Source organism: Pseudomonas sp. UBA4194 (genome assembly GCF_002379585.1).
GTDB lineage: Bacteria > Pseudomonadota > Gammaproteobacteria > Pseudomonadales > Pseudomonadaceae > Aquipseudomonas.
Window position 1 is genome coordinate 31,007 of sequence record NZ_DFUE01000023.1, and the last position, 17,677, is coordinate 48,683.

General features: G+C 61.5%; 18 protein-coding genes. 5 read left to right on the forward strand and 13 right to left on the reverse strand.

Translation table 11 applies throughout. The annotated features are described in order from the left end of the window. Positions 1–90 precede the first annotated feature (90 nt). Together B3397_RS06690 and B3397_RS06695 are read left to right on the forward strand one after the other, a co-directional pair. Entirely contained in the window at positions 91–813 is a 723-nt protein-coding gene (locus B3397_RS06690) for a lysophospholipid acyltransferase family protein (protein ID WP_296248473.1), read from the forward strand. Positions 814–876: 63 nt separating this feature from the next. Then, on the forward strand, positions 877–1,848 hold the full coding sequence (locus B3397_RS06695) for a magnesium and cobalt transport protein CorA (RefSeq protein ID WP_296248405.1): 972 nt from the start codon (positions 877–879) through the stop codon (positions 1,846–1,848). A 254-nt stretch (positions 1,849–2,102) separates the two neighbouring features. Here the strand turns inward: B3397_RS06695 and B3397_RS06700 are convergent, their stop codons facing one another. From B3397_RS06700 to B3397_RS06745, 10 genes are all read right to left on the reverse strand, one after another. Continuing rightward, on the reverse strand, positions 2,103–2,828 hold the full coding sequence (locus B3397_RS06700) for an amidotransferase (RefSeq protein ID WP_296248407.1): 726 nt from the start codon (positions 2,826–2,828) through the stop codon (positions 2,103–2,105). A gap of 609 nt (positions 2,829–3,437) precedes the next feature. Then, entirely contained in the window at positions 3,438–4,277 is an 840-nt protein-coding gene (locus B3397_RS06705) for a transglutaminase family protein (RefSeq protein WP_296248409.1), read from the reverse strand. Next, positions 4,274–5,230: an alpha-E domain-containing protein gene (locus B3397_RS06710; protein WP_296248411.1), complete on the reverse strand. Its 957-nt coding sequence runs from the start codon at positions 5,228–5,230 to the stop codon at positions 4,274–4,276. The genes B3397_RS06705 and B3397_RS06710 overlap by 4 nt, the downstream gene beginning before the upstream one ends. A 12-nt stretch (positions 5,231–5,242) precedes the next feature. Continuing rightward, entirely contained in the window at positions 5,243–6,652 is a 1,410-nt protein-coding gene (locus B3397_RS06715; RefSeq protein WP_296248413.1) for a circularly permuted type 2 ATP-grasp protein, read from the reverse strand. A gap of 386 nt (positions 6,653–7,038) precedes the next feature. Then, the gene (locus B3397_RS06720) at positions 7,039–7,380 is read right to left on the reverse strand and encodes a ribonuclease E inhibitor RraB (RefSeq protein WP_296248415.1); all 342 of its coding nucleotides are present in this window, start codon (positions 7,378–7,380) and stop codon (positions 7,039–7,041) included. A gap of 207 nt (positions 7,381–7,587) precedes the next feature. Further along, positions 7,588–7,824, reverse strand: coding sequence for a hypothetical protein (locus tag B3397_RS06725; RefSeq protein ID WP_296248417.1), 237 nt, complete (start codon positions 7,822–7,824; stop codon positions 7,588–7,590). Positions 7,825–7,999: 175 nt separating this feature from the next. Continuing rightward, positions 8,000–10,090, reverse strand: coding sequence for an LTA synthase family protein (locus B3397_RS06730; protein WP_296248421.1), 2,091 nt, complete (start codon positions 10,088–10,090; stop codon positions 8,000–8,002). 290 nt (positions 10,091–10,380) lie between these two features. Next, positions 10,381–10,572, reverse strand: coding sequence for a PLDc N-terminal domain-containing protein (locus B3397_RS06735; protein ID WP_296248423.1), 192 nt, complete (start codon positions 10,570–10,572; stop codon positions 10,381–10,383). Positions 10,573–11,034: 462 nt separating this feature from the next. Further along, positions 11,035–11,565 carry a hypothetical protein gene (locus B3397_RS06740; RefSeq protein ID WP_296248425.1) on the reverse strand — a complete coding sequence of 177 codons (531 nt, stop codon included), beginning with the start codon at positions 11,563–11,565 and terminating at the stop codon, positions 11,035–11,037. Positions 11,566–11,627: 62 nt separating this feature from the next. Then, positions 11,628–12,149 (reverse strand): ankyrin repeat domain-containing protein, encoded by a 522-nt coding sequence (locus tag B3397_RS06745; RefSeq protein WP_296248427.1) that lies wholly within the window; start codon positions 12,147–12,149, stop codon positions 11,628–11,630. Positions 12,150–12,511: 362 nt separating this feature from the next. On the opposite strand from B3397_RS06745, the gene B3397_RS06750 reads away from it, so the two are divergent. Next, positions 12,512–12,790 (forward strand): DUF3509 domain-containing protein, encoded by a 279-nt coding sequence (locus B3397_RS06750; RefSeq protein ID WP_296248429.1) that lies wholly within the window; start codon positions 12,512–12,514, stop codon positions 12,788–12,790. Between the two features lie 114 nt (positions 12,791–12,904). Here the strand turns inward: B3397_RS06750 and B3397_RS06755 are convergent, their stop codons facing one another. The 3 genes from B3397_RS06755 to aroC are packed head-to-tail and all read right to left on the reverse strand — an operon-like array spanning position 12,905 to position 15,706. Then, a complete protein-coding gene (locus B3397_RS06755) occupies positions 12,905–13,402 on the reverse strand; it encodes an acireductone dioxygenase (RefSeq protein WP_296248431.1) in 498 nt (165 codons plus the stop codon). Then, positions 13,399–14,577 carry an MFS transporter gene (locus B3397_RS06760; protein ID WP_296248434.1) on the reverse strand — a complete coding sequence of 393 codons (1,179 nt, stop codon included), beginning with the start codon at positions 14,575–14,577 and terminating at the stop codon, positions 13,399–13,401. Before B3397_RS06760 ends, B3397_RS06755 begins: the two co-directional genes overlap by 4 nt. A gap of 37 nt (positions 14,578–14,614) precedes the next feature. Beyond that, positions 14,615–15,706 carry a chorismate synthase gene (gene aroC / locus B3397_RS06765; protein ID WP_296248435.1) on the reverse strand — a complete coding sequence of 364 codons (1,092 nt, stop codon included), beginning with the start codon at positions 15,704–15,706 and terminating at the stop codon, positions 14,615–14,617. A 129-nt stretch (positions 15,707–15,835) separates the two neighbouring features. On the opposite strand from aroC, the gene B3397_RS06770 reads away from it, so the two are divergent. Together B3397_RS06770 and B3397_RS06775 are read left to right on the forward strand one after the other, a co-directional pair. Further along, the gene (locus tag B3397_RS06770) at positions 15,836–16,789 is read left to right on the forward strand and encodes an alpha/beta hydrolase (RefSeq protein ID WP_296248436.1); all 954 of its coding nucleotides are present in this window, start codon (positions 15,836–15,838) and stop codon (positions 16,787–16,789) included. A gap of 57 nt (positions 16,790–16,846) precedes the next feature. Continuing rightward, a complete protein-coding gene (locus B3397_RS06775) occupies positions 16,847–17,647 on the forward strand; it encodes a hypothetical protein (RefSeq protein WP_296248438.1) in 801 nt (266 codons plus the stop codon). Positions 17,648–17,677: the final 30 nt, after the last annotated feature.

Genomic DNA, 17,677 nt, shown 5'->3' on the forward strand with positions numbered 1-17,677 from the left:
GAGGGGACCATCCACCCCCAATCCAAAGAATTGCCCCATCCAGAGCACAACCGTACACTGCACCACCTTTCACTGGAGGTGCTGCGCGGGATGCTCTACGCCGTTCGTTTGTTGTTGATGGGCCTGCTGTTCATCGGGGTCGGCCTGGTCGGGCTGGTAATCGGGGTATGTCGGCCCTTCCATCCGGATAACAGCCGGCTGTTCGCCCGGCTCTACGCCTACCCCGCTACGCGCCTGCTGGGCATGCGCCTGGAGGCCGAGGTTGCCGAGCTGCACGCCCAGCCTCCGGGGTTCGTGATGATCGCCAACCACCAGTCCAACTATGACCTGTTTCTGCTCGGCAACATCGTGCCGCGGCGCACGGTAGCCATCGGCAAGAAAAGCCTGGGACTGATTCCGTTGTTCGGGCAACTGTTCTGGCTCGGCGGCAATGTGCTGGTCAACCGCGACAACCCGCACCAGGCGCGTCGCGCCTTGCAGCTCACCTCGCGAACCCTGCGCGACAAGGCCACGTCGATCTGGATCTTCCCGGAAGGCACGCGCAATCAGACCGAGCATCTGCTGCCGTTCAAGAAAGGCGCGTTTCATATGGCCATCGATGCGGGAGTGCCCATCGTGCCGGTGTGTGTGAGTCGCTATCCGAAGGGAATGCAGCTCAATCGCTGGCGCAGCGGGCGGGCGCTGGTGCGCTCGCTGCCGGCGATCGAAACCGTGGGCCTGACGCAAAAGGACATCCCCGAGTTGTCCCGGCGTTGCCGCGAACAGATGCAGCAGTGTATCGACGCGATGGACAACGAACTGCGCGGCGCCTGAAGACTCCTATCCAACAGCAGGCTCATACTTGCCACCACTGCCAACGGACAAGAAGTACACACCATGGGTCGAGTCGTAGCCGCCGCGGTTTACAGCGCAGGCAAGAGAGTGACCGATATCAGCCTGGATGAAGGTGCGCAATGGGCTCGTCGCCCGGGGCATTTCGTCTGGATCGGTCTGGAGCAGCCCAGCGCTGAGGAAATGGGCAAGCTGCAGAAGCAGTTCGGCCTGCATGAACTGGCCATTGAAGACGCTTTGGAAGTGCACAGTCGGCCAAAGCTGGAAACCTTCGGCGACGCGCTGTTCATCGTGACCTATTCGCCCGTGCGTCGGGACGGCAAGATGGAGTTCATCGAAACTCATATCTTCGCCGGACGCGGCTACATCATCACCTGTCGCAACGGCCACTCGGCGTCCTATGCCTCGGTTCGGCAACGTTGCGAGGCACGGCCGCTGTTGCTGGAGCATGGCGAAGACTTCGTGCTGTACGCCCTGCTCGACTTCGTCACGGAAAACTACCAGCCCGTCAGCGAGGCGATTCATTGCGAGATAGAGGAGCTGGAGCGCAATGTGCTGGGCGGGTCACTCAAGGAGGCTGATATCCAGCACCTGCATGGCCTGCGGCGGGAACTGCTGCGGCTGCGGCGCTACGTGGCGCCGATGGTGGAAATCAGTGAAGAGCTGCAGCGCCTGGACTTCCCTTTCATCGACAAGAACATGCGCCCGTATTTTCGCGATGTGCAGATTCATGTGAATCGGCAGATGGAAGATCTGGGCACCATGCGTGACATTGCCAGCCAGACCATCGAGATCGGGTTGTTGCTGGAGTCGTCGCGACAAAGCATCACCCAGCGCAAGTTTGCCGCGTGGGCGGCGATCCTGGCGTTTCCCACGGCTATTGCAGGGATCTATGGGATGAACTTTGAAAACATGCCGGAGTTGACCTGGCACTATGGGTATTACGTGGTGCTGGGGGTGATTGTGACGGGGTGTTCGGGGTTGTTTGCGGGGTTCAAGCGCGCGGGCTGGCTGTAGGCCGAGGCGCCCCTATCGCGGGCAGAGCCCGCTCCCACAGGGTTGGCTTTAGACCGAGGTGCGCCTATCGCGGGCAGAGCCCCCTCCCACAGGGGTGGGTGTAGACCGAGGTGCGCCTATCGCGGGCAGAGCCCGCTCCCACAGGGCTGGCTGTAGGCCGGGGTGCCCTATCGCGGGCAGAGCCCGCTCCCACAGGGGGTGGGTTTGGTGATTTCTGTGGGAGCGGGTTCTACCCGCGATGGGGCCGACTCGGTTCAAGGGGCGGGCCGCGCATCATGCGCCACGAACCGCATCATCCATTCCGCCACGGTAATGCCCTGATGCTCCTTATCCAGGCTGGCAATACCGCTGTTATAGACCTGCTCACCCAAATGCTGCTGACGGATATCCAGCAAGGCCCGCGAGTAATCATGAACGAACTCCGGATGGCCCTGGAAACACAGCACCTGATCACCAATCCGGTACGCCGCGAACGGACAGAACTCACTGGAGGCCACCACCGAAGCATTCGCCGGGAGCGCCGTGACCTGATCCTGATGACTGATCAACAACGTCAGGGTTTCGATCTCCGGCGTCATCCAGGGCGTGCGATTGGCCAAGGTGTACTCATGAGTCCCTACCCCCCACCCCTGGGTCGCCCGTTCAGCCTTGCCACCCAGCAGCAGCGCCAGGAGCTGATGGCCGAAGCAGATCCCCAGCAACTTGTCGCCCCGCTGGTAACGGTCCAGCATGAAGGCCTTGAGGGTTTCGATCCAGGGATCGGTCGCAAACGAGTCTGCCTTGCTGCCCGTCACCAGGTAGGCATCGTAGCGCGCACCCTCGTCCGGATACTCGCCGTTCATGACATTGAACACGGTAAAGCGCGCGGGAATCGGCTGACGAGCGAACAGGTTTTCGAACATGCGCCCGTAGCCGTGGTATTGCTCTACCAGTTCCGGTCGCAGGACATCGGTTTCAAGAATGCAAATGTTCAGGGTCATGGGTCGCTCGCCGCTATCAGGCCGAAATTCAGATGCAGAGCGTGCCGCGTGGGGACCGAGGATGGCAAGTGCAACTTGCGAAAGTCGACCTGATGAACGGTCAAACCCTTCAAATCTGCTTTCCAGTAGACGTTCGCCTGTCTAGAACAGCGTGTTCGTATTATTGGAATCAGTTCCTTAGCAGTTTGTAATCGTAAAAACCAAGAGCACTATACAAAAGCGTTCTAAACCACGGAGGCCGCGGCTTCTAAGGTTAAAAAACATGACTATTGCTGCCGGGTCTTGCCGGAGCAGATCGTGAAGGTGCATGCCCCCCGAGCCCGGCTTCGGGTCTCAGCGTGCAATTGGCGCCCAGGAAGAACAACACCAAAGGCAGTTCGCCATGTTCAGACATCCAAAGATTCGTCAGGCCGGACTTATTGTGTTTGCTACGACTTTATTATTGATTCTGCCGAACTTGGGCAGGCTATTCTGGTAGGTCTGTGGCAGGGCTGCTCGGTAGGGGCGCGGGGAAGTTAGGTGGGTGGGCACTAGCGAGGTCACGCGGTGACTGGTCCCCTCACCCCAGCCCTCTCCCTGGGGGAGAGGGGGCCAAAAAGCGGGGCGAGTTTAGCCTTGGGATTGTGTTTGCGTTTGTGTTTGCGTCTGTGTCGCCATGCTGATCATGGGCGTGGTCGGGGTGACCAGGACCTTGGCGTGCATCTGCTCGAATCCACCGCCGCGGCGCATACCGCGCACCGGGCAGGCGTCCAGATAGTCCAGGCCGATGGCCAACTTCAAATGCCGCTCCGGCTTGGCCAACTGGTTGGTGACGTCGAAGCTGTACCAGGCATCATCGATCCAGGCTTCGGCCCAGGCGTGGCTGGCCAGGTGCTCGCTGTTCTCGGTAAACAGATATCCCGACACGTAACGCGCCGGTACCCCCAGGCTGCGCGCGCAAGCGAGGAACGCGTGGGTGTGGTCCTGGCAGACGCCGGCACCGCTGGCGAACGCCTGTGCCGCGCTGGTATCCACAGCGGTCACACCGGGGGTGTAGGTGATGTGCTGGCTCAGAGCTGCCATCAGATCGATCAGGCCGGTACGGTCCTTGCGCTTCTTGCACTGGCGCGAAGCGAAGGCGCGCAGGGCATCGTCGGCCTCGGTCAGGCGGGTGAAGCGCAGGAATGGCAGCGGAGACTGCGGTTCGTGTTCGGCCTCGCGGGTCTCGTCGATTTCCACCTGACCGCGCGCACCGATGATGATGGCGTCGTGGGGATCGTCCAAAGTCAGCACGTGGAGGATATTGCCGAACGGGTCCAGTTGCGCACGCACGGGTCGCGGCAGGTCCAGGTGCCAGCTCAATACCTGCTGGCGCTCGCTGTCGTGGGGCGTCAGGCGCAAATACTGGATGCTCGCTCGCACTTCATCGTCGTAGTGATAGGCAGTTTCGTGACTAATGCTAAGTCTCATACAGCCTCCAGATAAGAGCTGTGAATCGCGTTGCCCAGCTGGCGCACCAGTGGGATCTGTTCGTTCAACCATTCATGCAGGCCTTCATCGAGGATTTCCCCGATGCCGGTATAGCGCAGGCGCGCATCGAATTCCGCAGCCAGGCGTTGCGCCGGGCGGCCGTTGGCGCCTGGCAGATCGGCCAGGATGTGGTTGATCTCTTCGGTACAGGCGCGCAGTGAGCGCGGCACATCGGCGCGCAACAACAGCAGTTCGGCCACTGGCCGGGCTGCGGGAGCATCGCGGTAGATTTCGGTGTATGCCTCGAAGCTCGACAAGGCGCGCAGCAAGGCGCTCCACTGGTAATAGTCACGCGCGGAGTTGTCGTCGACGCTGACCGTGTCGGCATCCTCGCCAAGCATTTCGTAGCGCGCATCCAGCAGGCGCAGAGTATTGTCGGCCCGCTCGATGAAAGTGCCCAGGCGAATGAACCGGAAGGCATCGTTGCGCATGATGGTGCCGTAGGTGGCACCGCGGAACACGTTGGAGCGCTCCTTCACCCACTCGCAGAAGCGGCTCATGCCGTACCGGCTGACACCCTGCTCGGCAATGCCGCGGATCTCCAGCCAGGTAGCATTGATGTTTTCCCACATGTCGGCGGTGATCCGACCGCGGACGGCATGGGCACTGGCCCGCGCGGCACCCAGGCAGCTGTAGATGCTGGCCGGGTTGCTGGGGTCCAGGGCGAAGAAATGCAGCAGGCGTTCGGCATGCAGCTGACCATGACGCTCGAGGTAATCATCGAGCGTGCCGGTGATCAGCAGCGGCATGGCGATTTCATCCAGGCCATCGCCACGGCCATCCTGGGGCATCAGCGACAGCGAGTAGCTGACGTCGAGCATCCGCGCCAGATTCTCCGCGCGCTCCAGGTAGCGCGACATCCAATATAAATCCGAGGCAGTTCTACTTAGCATTGGCAGGCATCCTTAATCCTCGACCACCCAGGTGTCTTTGGTACCGCCACCCTGTGACGAGTTCACCACCAGCGAGCCTTCGCGCAGCGCGACACGGGTCAAACCGCCGGGCACCACACGGGTTTCGCGGCCGGCCAGCACGAAGGGGCGCAAATCGATGTGGCGTGGGGCGATTCCGTTTTCAACGAAGGTCGGGCACGTGGACAGCGACAGGGTCGGCTGGGCGATATACGCATGCGGACGGGCTTTGAGCCGCGCCCGGAAATTCTCGATCTCCGCTGCACTGGCGGCCGGCCCGACCAACATCCCGTAACCGCCGGAGCCTTGGGTTTCCTTGACCACCAGATCCGGCAGGTTGGCCAGCACGTGGGACAGTTCCTCAGGCTTGCGGCACTGCCAGGTCGGCACGTTCTTGAGAATTGGCTCTTCGTCCAGATAGAAGCGAATCATGTCGGTCACGAACGGATACACCGACTTGTCGTCCGCCACGCCTGTGCCGATGGCATTGGCCAGCACCACATTGCCGGAGCGGTAGGCCGAGAGCAGACCGGGCACACCCAGCATCGAGTCCGGATTGAAGGCCAGAGGATCGAGGAATGCATCGTCCAGTCGGCGGTAGATCACGTCCACCGCCTTGGGCCCGTCGGTGGTGCGCATGAAGACGCGATCGTCACGCACGAACAGGTCCGCGCCTTCCACCAACTCCACGCCCATTTCCCGCGCCAGGAAGGCGTGTTCGAAGAAAGCGCTGTTGAACCGCCCAGGCGTCAGCACCACCACGCTGGGATTGTCGATGGGGCTGGAGCTCTTCAGGGTGTCCAGCAGCAGGTTGGGGTAGTGATCGACCGGCGCAATGCGCTGGGCGGCAAACAACTCCGGGAACAGACGCATCATCATCTTGCGGTCTTCGAGCATGTAGCTCACACCGCTGGGCGTACGCAGGTTGTCCTCGAGCACGTAGTAGCTGCCATCGCCATCGCGTACTAGGTCGACCCCGGAGATATGCGAATAGATGTCGCGGTGCAGGTTCAACCCTTGCATCGCCAGTTGATACTGCTCGTTGGCCAGCACCTGCTCGGCGGGAATGATCCCGGCCTTGATGATGCGCTGGTCGTGATAGAGGTCGGCCAGAAACATGTTCAGCGCTTTGACCCGCTGAATACAGCCGCGCTCGACCACGCGCCACTCACTGGCAGGAATGCTGCGTGGAATGGTGTCGAAAGGGATGAGGCGCTCGGTGCCCTGCTCGTCCCCGTACAAGGTGAAGGTGATGCCGGCGCGATGAAACAACAGATCGGCCTCGCGTCGCCGTTGGGCCAAAAGCTCTGGCGGCGTTTCTGCCAGCCAACGGGCGAACTCCCGATAATGCGGGCGAACCAGGCCGCCTGCATCGTACATCTCATCATAGTAGGTGCGGATCATGCCGTACTCCTTGTCACCCGGACCCAAGAGCCTTCGCAAGGCCCGTGCCATCGGCATAAGTGCTGTGTAATCAAGTGCTTGGATATTCTTGTTGGAAACCACGCACCATTCTTGTGCGACAAACCCATTGCGCCGATGGAGCACGCTTCATTGCGAAGCGGGTTTTCAAGCGGCTAAACACTATGACCAGCATAGACAGAGTTGATTTCAATGGCTTGCGGCGTTTGTTGATAATCCTTGCACCGGCACCGGCAAATCCTTGGCGCCTTATTGAATTCGACTGTCTTCCCATTCGGCCGCTTCGCCTGAAGCGGCCTTTTTTTATTCGTTATCCGTGAATGTCCGCGGGTAGATCGGGACAAGGCCCCGGTCCACCCGCGGAAAAATCAAGCGGGCGGACGCTTGATCTCATGCTTTACGCCCCAGCCTTCAATTTCACCCCCGAGCGGCTCGATCACCGCTTCGAAGTCATGCTCGAACTCACCGATGCCGCCATAGGTGGCGTACATCACCTTGCTCAATTCCAGATTCCAGGCGCCGTCGTCTCGTTCACTGACCTGCGCATTGAGCGACTCGCCCTGAAACTTGCCGGCAGCCGTTCGCGCGCGGTCTTCATCGGGGAAGACGGCGTAGAACTCGATCGGGTGAATACGGGCAAAATCGAAACCGCCTTCCTTCATGCGGCGCAGAACGTTGCTGCTGATATCTTCTTGATAGGCTGTGCTCATGAATCGTCCTCCTCGGCATAAATGACGGATAGACTTTCAGTACTTCCAGGACCTCCTCAGAACAGCGGAAAGTTTGCAGCACTGCGCAATGGCGCAGGTGCCCGGAAACAAGCATGGAGCTTATGAAGACAAGGTCTTGCCGACCCTTGGGATGCAGAGTAGCGCGAAGGTCAGGCCGGTGCCAAGGGCCTGACCGACAAACTATTTTCAGGCCACTTCGGTGATGGCGGTGATCTCGACACTGTGTTGCGACTTCAACGATTTGACCGCGGGTGAGGCGACTTTATCAGGCAAAGTAACATCGTCCAGTTCAGCGGCAACCGGATAAAGTTTTGAGCGAACGAGCTTCGCGGCGTCCTCAATGGTCGGACAGTTTTCGGCACTGATGGTCATACTGTCCAGCACGCCATCTTTATTGACGAAGCTGATTTTCCACTCTTTCATCGTTGTGTATCTCCTCAGCGAAAGTCGGGCAGGAAGCAGGGTGATACGGCTACCTAGAAGTGGACCGATGCGGGGGAACGTTCGTTCCGGGGAGGTGACGTTTGGCGAGGGGGTGTTGGGGGGTGGCAGGGATTGGAAGTTGGGGGAGCAGACATCGCCGATCCCCCGGCAAACATTACTCCTGCTTGCTCTCCACCGCGCCGGCGGTGTTGTCCAGCAGGCTCTTGGTGGCGGTCTGGATGAACGAGTCGAGCCGTTCGCGCAGCTGCGGCACGTCGGTGGCATCCTCGATCAGGTCAGCCTTGAACTCGCGGCCCAACTGGTAGCGGTACAGACGTGGGTCCATCTCGCGCGGCTCGACCAGAATACGGTCGCCGCTGATGATTGCCACGGTCTGCTCACTGCCCGAGGGCTTGATCACCGCAAAGCCCTTGTCGCCTTCCGGCAGGTTGAGCAGGTCACGCCCCCAGCATTGATGCTGGCTGGCGCCGCCCAGGCGACCCATGATGGTCGGCACCACATCCGGCTGCGTGCCGACGGTGTGTACCACCTTGCCGAACTTCTCCTGGATGCCCGGGCCAATTAGCAACATCGGGATGTTGAAGCGCCCCAGGTCCATCTCGGTAATCTGCTTTTCATTGCCAAAGCCGTGGTCGCCCAATACCACGAACAGGGTCTCTTTGAAGTAAGGCTCCTTGCGGGCCTTCTCGAAGAATTGGCCCAGGGCCCAGTCCGAATAGCGCATGGCTGTGAGGTGCAGGTCCAGGCTGCCGCGGCCGGTCACCTTGTCGACCGGCAGGTTGGCCGGCAGGGCATAGGGCACATGGTTGGAGAGCGACTGCAGCAAGGCATAGAACGGCTTGCCGGCAGCGCCGCGCTTGGCCAGCTCTTCATTGCCGCGGTCGAACATGTCCTGGTCGGACACGCCCCAGGTCGGGTCCGAGAACACGGGGTTGACGAAGTCGTTGCGGCCGATGAACGTGGTCATGCCCTGGTTGCTGAAGAACCCGGACTGGTTGTCCCAGGCGAAGTCGCCGTTGTACACGTAGACGTCATCGTAGTTACGCGCCGCGCTGAGCATCTCCGGCAGGCCAGACAGTTTATGGCTGCCTTCCGGGGTCTGCATCAGGTATTCGAAACCTGGCAGGTTGGGGAAGCAGCCCATGGTGGCGAACATGCCCTGGTGGGTATGGGTGCCGCTGGAGAAGAAGTGGTCGAACAGCGTGCCTTCCTGGGCCAGCTTGTCGAAGTACGGTGTGATATTGCCTTCGGCGCCCAAAGCCCCAACCGAGTGACCGGCAAAGCTCTCCAGCAGGATGACCACCACGTTCTTGATCGGCAGGGTGTTTTCCTGCGGCGGCTGGAAGTTGCGTCGTACGGCTGCGGTGTCGCTGTCCACCAGCGTGTCGTGGGACGTGAGCAGCATGTCGCGGACGGTCTGCTGCGCCTGCTCCTGTGGCAGGGTGGCCTTCCAGATGTTGTCGCGGTCTTCGGACATCCGGCTCTTCGCTGCGGCAATCAGTGTCAGCGAGCCGTTGAGGCCCAACTGGTTGGCGAAGTTGGAGTCGGTGGTATAGGCATCACCCCAGCGCAGCGGCGGGCCTTGACGCAACGTGCCCCGGGCGGCAACCACGGCGATCAACAAGATCACCACGAACACGCCGATGCGCGCGTACCAGGGTGCTACCGTACGCGCCGAGGCAACGTGGGTGCTGGCCTGGCGCGGACGGGTCAAGCGGTCGAAGCCCTTGAACACCAGGCTCAGCAGCCATGTGACCAGCGCCCAGGCGAGCAGGTAACGGACCACCGGATAGCCGTACCAGATCATGCTCAGTACGGTTTTCGGGTCTTCCTTCACGTATTGGAACACCAGGCCGTTGAGACGCTGGTGGAACTCGCGGTAGAAGTCCATCTCCATCAGCCCGCACAACAGCACGATGCTGGAAACGATGGTCAACCAGGCGCGGAACCAACCGCGCCAGCGCATTGCGGTGGCGCTCAGCACTGCCAGCAGCAATGGAATCAGCAGGTAGACCACCAGGCGCAGGTCGAAGCGCAGGCCGTTGAGCATGGCTTCGACGAAGGTGCTGGCGGGGGTGTCGCCGATCATCTCGCGGTTGTACCACAGCAGCGCCAGGCGCAACCCGCTGAGCATCAGCATGATTGCCAGGCCGCTGAGCAGGGTGTAGGCCAGGTGCGATTTGACGTTGGGTTGCAGCTTGCCGCGCGCGGGCTGCTTTTGACTCAAGGCGTCCGGGGTAGCCATGTCGTGGGAAAGTCCGTTGGGGTCTGTAGGATTTTTGTCGGTAAAAGCTGGGCGCGGATTGTCGGCCATTAAAGGTGAAAATTCCGTTTAATTTTCATCAGCTTCGAGCGGGCACCTGGCGCGTTCGAGGTCGCTGCGACCCTGGTGGGAGCGCGTGCCAGACGCGATGAGGTCAGTCAGCCCAATGGGAAACGGCAACAGCCGGTAACAATCGCCGGACATGATACGTCGGCAGGGGGGGAAGGTCGAACCCATTGCGGGCTCGACCGTTTGCATTGAAACAGCGGCTGTCAGACCCGCACGTTGCCTCGCGGCCCGGCGATAGCCCAGATGATCAAGCCCAGCACTGGCAGCAGAATGATCAGCAGCACCCAAAGGACTTTCGCCCCGGTTCCTGCCCCACTTTTGATGACATTGATGATTGCCCAGATGTCGAGCGCCAGAATGATGAGCCCGACCAGGCTATTGAAAGTGGAACCCATGTGATGCTCCTTGAGGATGGCTTGCATCACTTAGGATAGCTGGGGGTCGCTGGGGTTCCGTGGTGGGGCTTGAATTTGGGGTTTAGCAGGTTTGGCCCCTTCGCGGCTGGACGCCGCTCCTACAGAGGGGTTGGGGTCGAGGGGCGGGGGGGGGTTGGATTTGGGGTTGGCGGGGCGGCCCCTTCGCGGCTGGACGCCGCTCCTACAGGGGGTTGGGGTCGGGGTTGGCGGGGGTGGCCTCTTCGCGGCTGGACGCCGCTCCTACAGGGGGATTGGGGTCGGGGTTGGATTTGGGGTTGGCCTTTTTGCGGCTGGACGCCGCTCCTACGGGGGGAACGGGGGCATTGTAGGAGCGGCGTACAGCCGCGAAGGGGGCATCAGCCGCGCAGAAAAGCTTAGGCTCACCCCGCCCCCTGTGGGAGCGGGCTCTGCCCGCGAAGGGCCGGCGCTGCTACCCATCACTCAAACGTGTACCGCGACCCGCAATGCCTCCAACGCCGGCGCGGCGGCGATCTTCAATTCGGCGCCCAACGCCACCACCCGCTCCACATCCTGGCCATACACCAGCACCATTTGCAGCTCGTCATCCAGCGGCTCGCTGAAATTGACCAGCACATACCCGCCCAGATCCTTGCTCATGGCGCTCAATTGCACCTGAATACGATTGAGCGCGGTGAGCGCGTCCACTTTGTTCAGTTGCTTGGGCTTGATATTGAAGGGTACGTCCGGCCCGAACGAGTCGATGATCTGCTGCAGCAACTCAGGATAGGTGTCGGCCTGGAAAATCACCGTGTCCGGCAGACTCCCCACCACCACCCACTCACCCAGACCGATGGGAAAGGTATCGTCGTAGTTGATGTCCGGGTTGGCAGCCAGGAAGCCTTGCGGATGGGCATAGGCCTGGGCGGCTTCGTCAGCGATGCGCTCGATGTCATCATCAGCCATGCACCCGGAACTGATTTTGCCGATGAGTTCGATAAGCTGTTGTTTCATGAGGCCACCCCGCGGCACTGGAAAAAGGCCGCAAGGATAGCCGCAAAATGCCCGCCGGGGTATCAGCCGGCCAGGCGCTCCAGCTGAGCGGTGGTGTCGACCGCACCCATGGCGCGTGCGGCGCCCAACGCATTGGTACCCTGGGCGTCGACAGCAGCCGGGTCGGCACCCTGCGCCAGCAGGTAATCGACCATGGCGGTGCGATTGAACATCGCCGCCATCATCAGTGCGGTGCGGCCATCGGCCGACGCACCGTCGACCGGCGTACCCTGCTCCACCAACAACTGCACCATCGGCAGGTTGCCCTTGAACGCGGCCCCCGCCATCGGCAGCTGGTTCTTGTCATTGGCGATCAACGGATCGGCCTTGTGCTCCAGCAGCACCTTCGCGGCCTCCAGATGCCCATGATAAGTAGCCAGCATCAGCAGGGTATCGCCGTTGTGATTACGCAGATTGGGCGGCAGGCCTTTTTCCAGCAGGCGCGCAAGCATGGTGGCATCGCCACTGCGAGCCACGTCGAATACCTGTTCGGCAAATTGCGCTGCTTCTTCATCATTCATCTGGCGGGCTTGGGTCTCGGTCATGAAAACCTCCTGGCAATTGATCACGGTGGTCAGTGTCCCCATGCGCCCCTCTGGCTGCAACAGACAGGGCCTATGGTCAGGCGCATGGGAATTTATTAGCGATTTGTGGTCATAGACAGTAGGCCTGCGGAAAAAGTCTGCCCGTATGCCCCCCTCTCACGTCCCGGACGAACGTATCCCTCGCCCTGCCCCGCCGCGCAAAATGCAGTATGCCAAATGGCCATTCATGCATATTGCACGAAGCCCTAAAAAACGAAACTTCACAACCCCATGATTTTAAACGATTTTTTTATTTAGAATTGTTGGCACACTCGCTGCAACTCCTTACTCAAGCCTGCCAACCTAGAGTCAAGGAGCTGCAAATGACCTTCCTCCACGAAAAATTCGTTTCCGTTTTCTCCGAGTATGAAGTCACCACTCAACCGCGTCCTGATGGCGCTGTTCTGCTGACCTTGCGCGACGGCGATGGCAAACAGATCAAACGTTCCATCTCCTATGCCCAACTCAATACCCCAGAGCAGTTGACCTGGGTCATCAGCGCGATTCGCCGTGACCTGGCCGGGGAAGCCAGCCAGTTGCCGGCCATCAGCATGCTGCAAAGCCAGAATCGTTTTGCCCTGCCGACTTATCACTCGGCCTGAGCCTTTTTTGCACGTCCAACCCGCTCCCTGGCGCATCCTGGTAGCGGGTTTTTTTTGGGTGGGGGTTTTGTGGGGCGGGATTCTTGCGGGGAGCGGACGCGGCTTACGCCGCTGCTACAGGTTTAGGGGGCGGGGATCGGCGAATAGTCGAAGTGCAACCAGGCGGGGGCGTTCGCCGACATCCAGCCAGTGGGGCATTCCTGCGGGCACTACCAGGCGATCGTTGCGCTCGCATAGCACGGTGTACATGTAGTCGGCTACATGCAGGCTCACCGACAGCCGGCCGGCGAGCAAGCAGATGGCACAATCGCCTTGCAGCCGGTGCTCGCGTTGCCAACCGTCAGCAACCTGCACCGCACCCAGGTGATCCTCGTCGATGCTTAGCACATCCAGTTCCAGATAGCCGCCCTGCCCCATCCACACGTCCACCTCGGCTCTGTAGGCGGCCACCACTTCTTCCTGGCTGGCACCGGCCTGGACCGGCAAGGTCGATTCGGCGCGTTCGAACGTGACGCCCAATTCGGCCAATGTCGCCGCGATGTCTTCGACATGGCTCAGCACCTTGTTGGGAATGTCCGGTGTGCTTTGGTGATACACGGTGAGGCGACTCATGGCTGCGATCCCTTTTCTGTGCCCGCCTCGGGTTGAGCCCCTGGCGTGCGTCTGAGCATGATGACGGTGGCGGCGAATGCGGCGAGACTGGCCAGGGCGAAGGTGCCCGAAGCGCCCAGTGGCTGCCACAGGTAGCCGGAATACAGCGCACCCAGCGCGCCCCCTACCCCGGCCAGGGCGGCATACAGGGCCTGGCCCTGGCCTTGCTGGCGCGAGCCGAAGCTGCGCTGTACGAAATGAATGGCTGCAGCGTGAAAGCTGCCGAAGGTCGCGGCGTGCATCAGTTGCGCCAGCACCAGTACCCCCAGGTGTTCGGCGAAACTGCCCAGCAACAACCATCGCACTGCGGCCAGCATGAAACTGGCGATCAACACCTGACGGACCGAGAACCGCGCCAGGATGCGACTCATGGCCATGAACATCAGCACTTCGGCGACAACCCCGACGGCCCACAGTACCCCGATCACACCGCGGCTGTAGCCCAGTGATTCCAGGTGCAGGCTCAGAAAAGTGTAGTACGGGCCATGGCTCAACTGCATCAGCCCGACGCAGACATAGAAGGCCAGCACACCCGGTTGACGCAGTTGTTCGAGAAAGCCTTCACCGGACAGGCGCGGGCCGTGGTCCGCCGGCTGGGCATTGGGCACCCAGGCGCTGGCCACGACGATACCCGCCATGATGACCACCACCGTGTAAGGGTAGGCATCCAGGCCCAGCCACTCGAACAGACGGCCCATCCCGACCACAGCCAGGATGAAGCCGATCGAGCCCCACAGCCGAATCTGGCTGTAGCGAGCGGGCTGGCCGTGCAGATGAGCCAGGGTGATGGTTTCGAATTGCGGCAGCACCGCGTGCCAGAAGAACGCGTGCAAGGCCATGACCATGGCCAGCCAGGCGTAGCTCTTGTCGAGGAAGATCAGCGCAAAGGTCGCCAGGGTGCACACTGCGCCAAGCCGGACGATAGCCAGCCGGCGCCCGGTGTGATCGCCCAGCCAGCCCCACAGATTGGGCGCGATGCAACGCATCAACATGGGAATGGCAACCAGCTCGCCAATGCGCGCGCTGTCGAAACCCAGGTGATGAAAATACAGCCCCAGAAATGGCGCGGTCGCCCCCAGCAGGGCGAAATAGAACAGGTAGAAGCTGGACAGCCGCCAGTACGGGATCGACGGCACGCCGCTCAACCCCGACTGCTGGCAGGTCGACCCGACGTCACAGTTGGCCCAGTACCGGAGTGGTCACCCGCACGTCGGCGTTCTGGCCGCGATGACGCAGCAGGTGGTCCATCAGCACGATGGCCATCATCGCCTCGGCAATCGGCGTAGCGCGAATGCCCACGCAGGGGTCGTGACGACCCTTGGTGATGACATCCGCCGGCTGGCCGTGGACATCGATGGAGCGACCCGGCGTAGTGATGCTCGACGTCGGCTTGAGCGCCAGATGGGCAACGATGGGCTGGCCGGAGGAAATGCCGCCCAGAATGCCGCCCGCGTTGTTGCTGAGGAAGCCTTCGGGCGTCAGTTCATCCCGGTGCTCGGTGCCGCGCTGGGCGACCGACGCGAAGCCGGCGCCGATTTCCACACCCTTGACGGCATTGATGCTCATCAAGGCGTGGGCCAGGTCGGCGTCCAGGCGGTCGAAGATCGGTTCGCCCAGGCCGGGCACCACGCCTTCGGCGACCACGGTGATCTTCGCGCCCACCGAATCCTGGTCGCGGCGCAGTTGGTCCATATACGCCTCCAGCTCCGGGACCTTGTCCGGATCGGGGCTGAAGAAGGCATTTTCTTCAACGCAATCCCAGGTTTTGAAGGGGATTTCGATCGGGCCCAGCTGGCTCATGTAGCCGCGAATGACGATGCCCTGGCTGGCCAGGTATTTCTTGGCGATGGCGCCGGCCGCCACACGCATGGCCGTCTCGCGGGCCGAACTGCGGCCGCCACCGCGGTAGTCGCGCTCACCGTATTTATGGTGGTAGGTGTAGTCGGCATGGGCGGGACGGAACAGGTCCTTGATCGCCGAGTAGTCCTTGGACTTCTGATCGGTGTTGCGAATCAGCAGACCGATGGAGGTACCGGTGGTGCGGCCTTCGAATACGCCGGAAAGGATTTCGACTTCGTCGGCCTCCTGGCGCTGGGTGGTGTGCCGGCTGGTGCCAGGCTTGCGCCGGTCGAGGTCGTGCTGCAGGTCGCTCAGGGAAAGCTCCAGACCTGGCGGGCAGCCGTCGACGATGGCGACCAACGCCGGGCCATGGCTCTCGCCAGCGGTGGTGACAGTGAACAGCTTGCCGTAGGTATTGCCGGACATGCAGGGCGCTCCGCGAAATCAACCGAATCAGACTGGGCGCCAGTATACGCAGGGTCGGCGGCCAGATCATCCCTGAACCTTTCAAGCACGGCTCCAGTCCAAATCGCACCTTTCCCCGATAGTGGCTTGATGATGTTACGGCTGATTGCCTGTTTCCTGTTTTTCTGCAGTGCCTTGGCCCAGGCGGCCAGCCCCAGCGTGCTGCAGCGCCCGATCGAATTGCAGACCGAGCAGGGCCGCCTGCACGGTACGCTGCTGCTGCCAAAATCGTCGAAACCAGTGCCTGTGGTGCTGATCATCTCCGGCTCCGGGCCCACCGACCGCGATGGCAATAATCCAGAGGGCGGGCGTAACGACAGCCTGAAAAAGCTGGCGGTGTTGCTCGCGCGCAACCATATCGCCAGTGTGCGCTACGACAAGCGCGGCGTGGCTACGGGCTTGCAGGCCACGCCCGATGAACGCGACCTCAGCGTCGAGGGCTACGTCGCCGATGCCGTCGCCTGGAGCCGCCAGCTCAAGGCCGACCCGCGTTTCGGGCCGCTGATTGTGCTGGGTCACAGCGAGGGTGCGCTGATTGCCAGCCTGGCGGCGCCCCAGGCCCAGGCGGCGGGGGTGATCTCGCTATCGGGCAGCGGCCGCCCGCTGGCGGAGGTCTTGCGCGAGCAGATCAAGGAGCGCCTGCCGGTGGAGCTGCAAGCGCGCAGCAACCAGCTGATCGATCGGCTCGACGCTGGCCAGTTCGACCCGGATGTACCCGAGCCGCTGCAAGTGCTATTCCGCCCCAGCGTGCAGCCTTATCTGATTACCTTGCTGCGCCAGGACCCCGCCAAGGCCTTTGCCCGGCTGAAGGTGCCCGCACTGATCGTACAGGGCCGCAATGACATCCAGGTGGGTGTCGGCGACGCCGAGGCATTGCAGCGCGCCAAGCCCGATGCCCAGCTAGCGTTGATCGATGGCATGAACCACGTGCTGCGCATCGTGCCCATGGACATCAAGGCGCAGCTGCAATCCTATCGCGACCCGAACCGTCCGCTGGCCGACCAGTTGGGCCGCGTGGTGGTGGACTTCATCGGCACGCTTTGACCCCTCAAGACTTGCGTAACACAGTCGATACAGGAGAGTGACCAAGGACCACTCTCCATGACCGACAACCACGCCACCGACACCCCACAAGCAGCGCCGGTCCCTCCTGAACCGGCCGCCGTACCCGAGAAGCCCTGGGCCGAGGTGACCACCGAACAGTTCAAGATGCTACGCCTGGCACCCTTGCCCGTGGACCGCACCACCGGGGCGCGACCGCTGCGTTTCGTACAGTTCGGCAGGGCCGAGCGCCATGGCCCTGAGCTCAGTCTGCTGCGCCTGGACATTCAATTGCCGGGGCAGAAGGTGCGCAAGGAGCAGAACCAGCTCGATGTGTGGGTCAACCACAAGACCCGCCACGTGACGCTGGGGTCCGAGCACGGCTTGCAGATAGAGCCGCTGAATCGCGGCCTGGGTCGTTTCCTGATGGCTCAGGCGACCGCCTGGGCCCAGCGCAAATGGTCCCATTACCGCCTCGAAGGCGCAGCATTGTCCAACAAGGAGGCCTTGCAGAAGGACGCTCTGGACCGCCGCGACCACGCGCTGCGCACGCAGGGTCTGGATGTCGAGTATGCCGATGCGCAGAAACTCAAGGGGCAGTACAAGGAGGTTCAGGTCAGCCAGTTACTGGCTACATGGAATGGAGAAAAGGTGCAGGTGGTCGAGATTCTGGAAGCCAGCGAGATGCTTCAACTGGCCGAGCGCAACCTCCAGGAACTGGACGTGAAATTGCGCCAGCAGGAGGAGAAGATCAGCCGTTACAAACGTGAGGACAGCGGGCTGAGGTTTACCATTGCCTGTTTGATCGCGTTCGCAGTGTTTCAGGCGGGGTTGTTGATCTGGATTGCTACTCATCGGTAGATGTGGAGAACGGTGGTGGATGGTCCCCTC

Excerpts from the sequence above, each read along its gene's own strand:
- B3397_RS06730 (WP_296248421.1), bottom strand. The coding sequence starts at position 10,090 with ATGGCTACCCCGGACGCCTTGAGTCAAAAGCAGCCCGCGCGCGGCAAG.
- B3397_RS06755 (WP_296248431.1), bottom strand. The coding sequence starts at position 13,402 with ATGAGTCGCCTCACCGTGTATCACCAAAGCACACCGGACATTCCCAAC.
- B3397_RS06720 (WP_296248415.1), bottom strand. The coding sequence starts at position 7,380 with ATGAGCACAGCCTATCAAGAAGATATCAGCAGCAACGTTCTGCGCCGC.
- B3397_RS06770 (WP_296248436.1), top strand. The coding sequence starts at position 15,836 with ATGATGTTACGGCTGATTGCCTGTTTCCTGTTTTTCTGCAGTGCCTTG.
- B3397_RS06705 (WP_296248409.1), bottom strand. The coding sequence starts at position 4,277 with ATGAGACTTAGCATTAGTCACGAAACTGCCTATCACTACGACGATGAA.
- B3397_RS06735 (WP_296248423.1), bottom strand. The coding sequence starts at position 10,572 with ATGGGTTCCACTTTCAATAGCCTGGTCGGGCTCATCATTCTGGCGCTC.
- aroC (WP_296248435.1), bottom strand. The coding sequence starts at position 15,706 with ATGTCCGGCAATACCTACGGCAAGCTGTTCACTGTCACCACCGCTGGC.
- B3397_RS06775 (WP_296248438.1), top strand. The coding sequence starts at position 16,847 with ATGACCGACAACCACGCCACCGACACCCCACAAGCAGCGCCGGTCCCT.
- B3397_RS06715 (WP_296248413.1), bottom strand. The coding sequence starts at position 6,652 with ATGATCCGCACCTACTATGATGAGATGTACGATGCAGGCGGCCTGGTT.
- B3397_RS06725 (WP_296248417.1), bottom strand. The coding sequence starts at position 7,824 with ATGAAAGAGTGGAAAATCAGCTTCGTCAATAAAGATGGCGTGCTGGAC.
- B3397_RS06750 (WP_296248429.1), top strand. The coding sequence starts at position 12,512 with ATGACCTTCCTCCACGAAAAATTCGTTTCCGTTTTCTCCGAGTATGAA.
- B3397_RS06745 (WP_296248427.1), bottom strand. The coding sequence starts at position 12,149 with ATGACCGAGACCCAAGCCCGCCAGATGAATGATGAAGAAGCAGCGCAA.
- B3397_RS06695 (WP_296248405.1), top strand. The coding sequence starts at position 877 with ATGGGTCGAGTCGTAGCCGCCGCGGTTTACAGCGCAGGCAAGAGAGTG.
- B3397_RS06740 (WP_296248425.1), bottom strand. The coding sequence starts at position 11,565 with ATGAAACAACAGCTTATCGAACTCATCGGCAAAATCAGTTCCGGGTGC.
- B3397_RS06690 (WP_296248473.1), top strand. The coding sequence starts at position 91 with ATGCTCTACGCCGTTCGTTTGTTGTTGATGGGCCTGCTGTTCATCGGG.
- B3397_RS06700 (WP_296248407.1), bottom strand. The coding sequence starts at position 2,828 with ATGACCCTGAACATTTGCATTCTTGAAACCGATGTCCTGCGACCGGAA.
- B3397_RS06710 (WP_296248411.1), bottom strand. The coding sequence starts at position 5,230 with ATGCTAAGTAGAACTGCCTCGGATTTATATTGGATGTCGCGCTACCTG.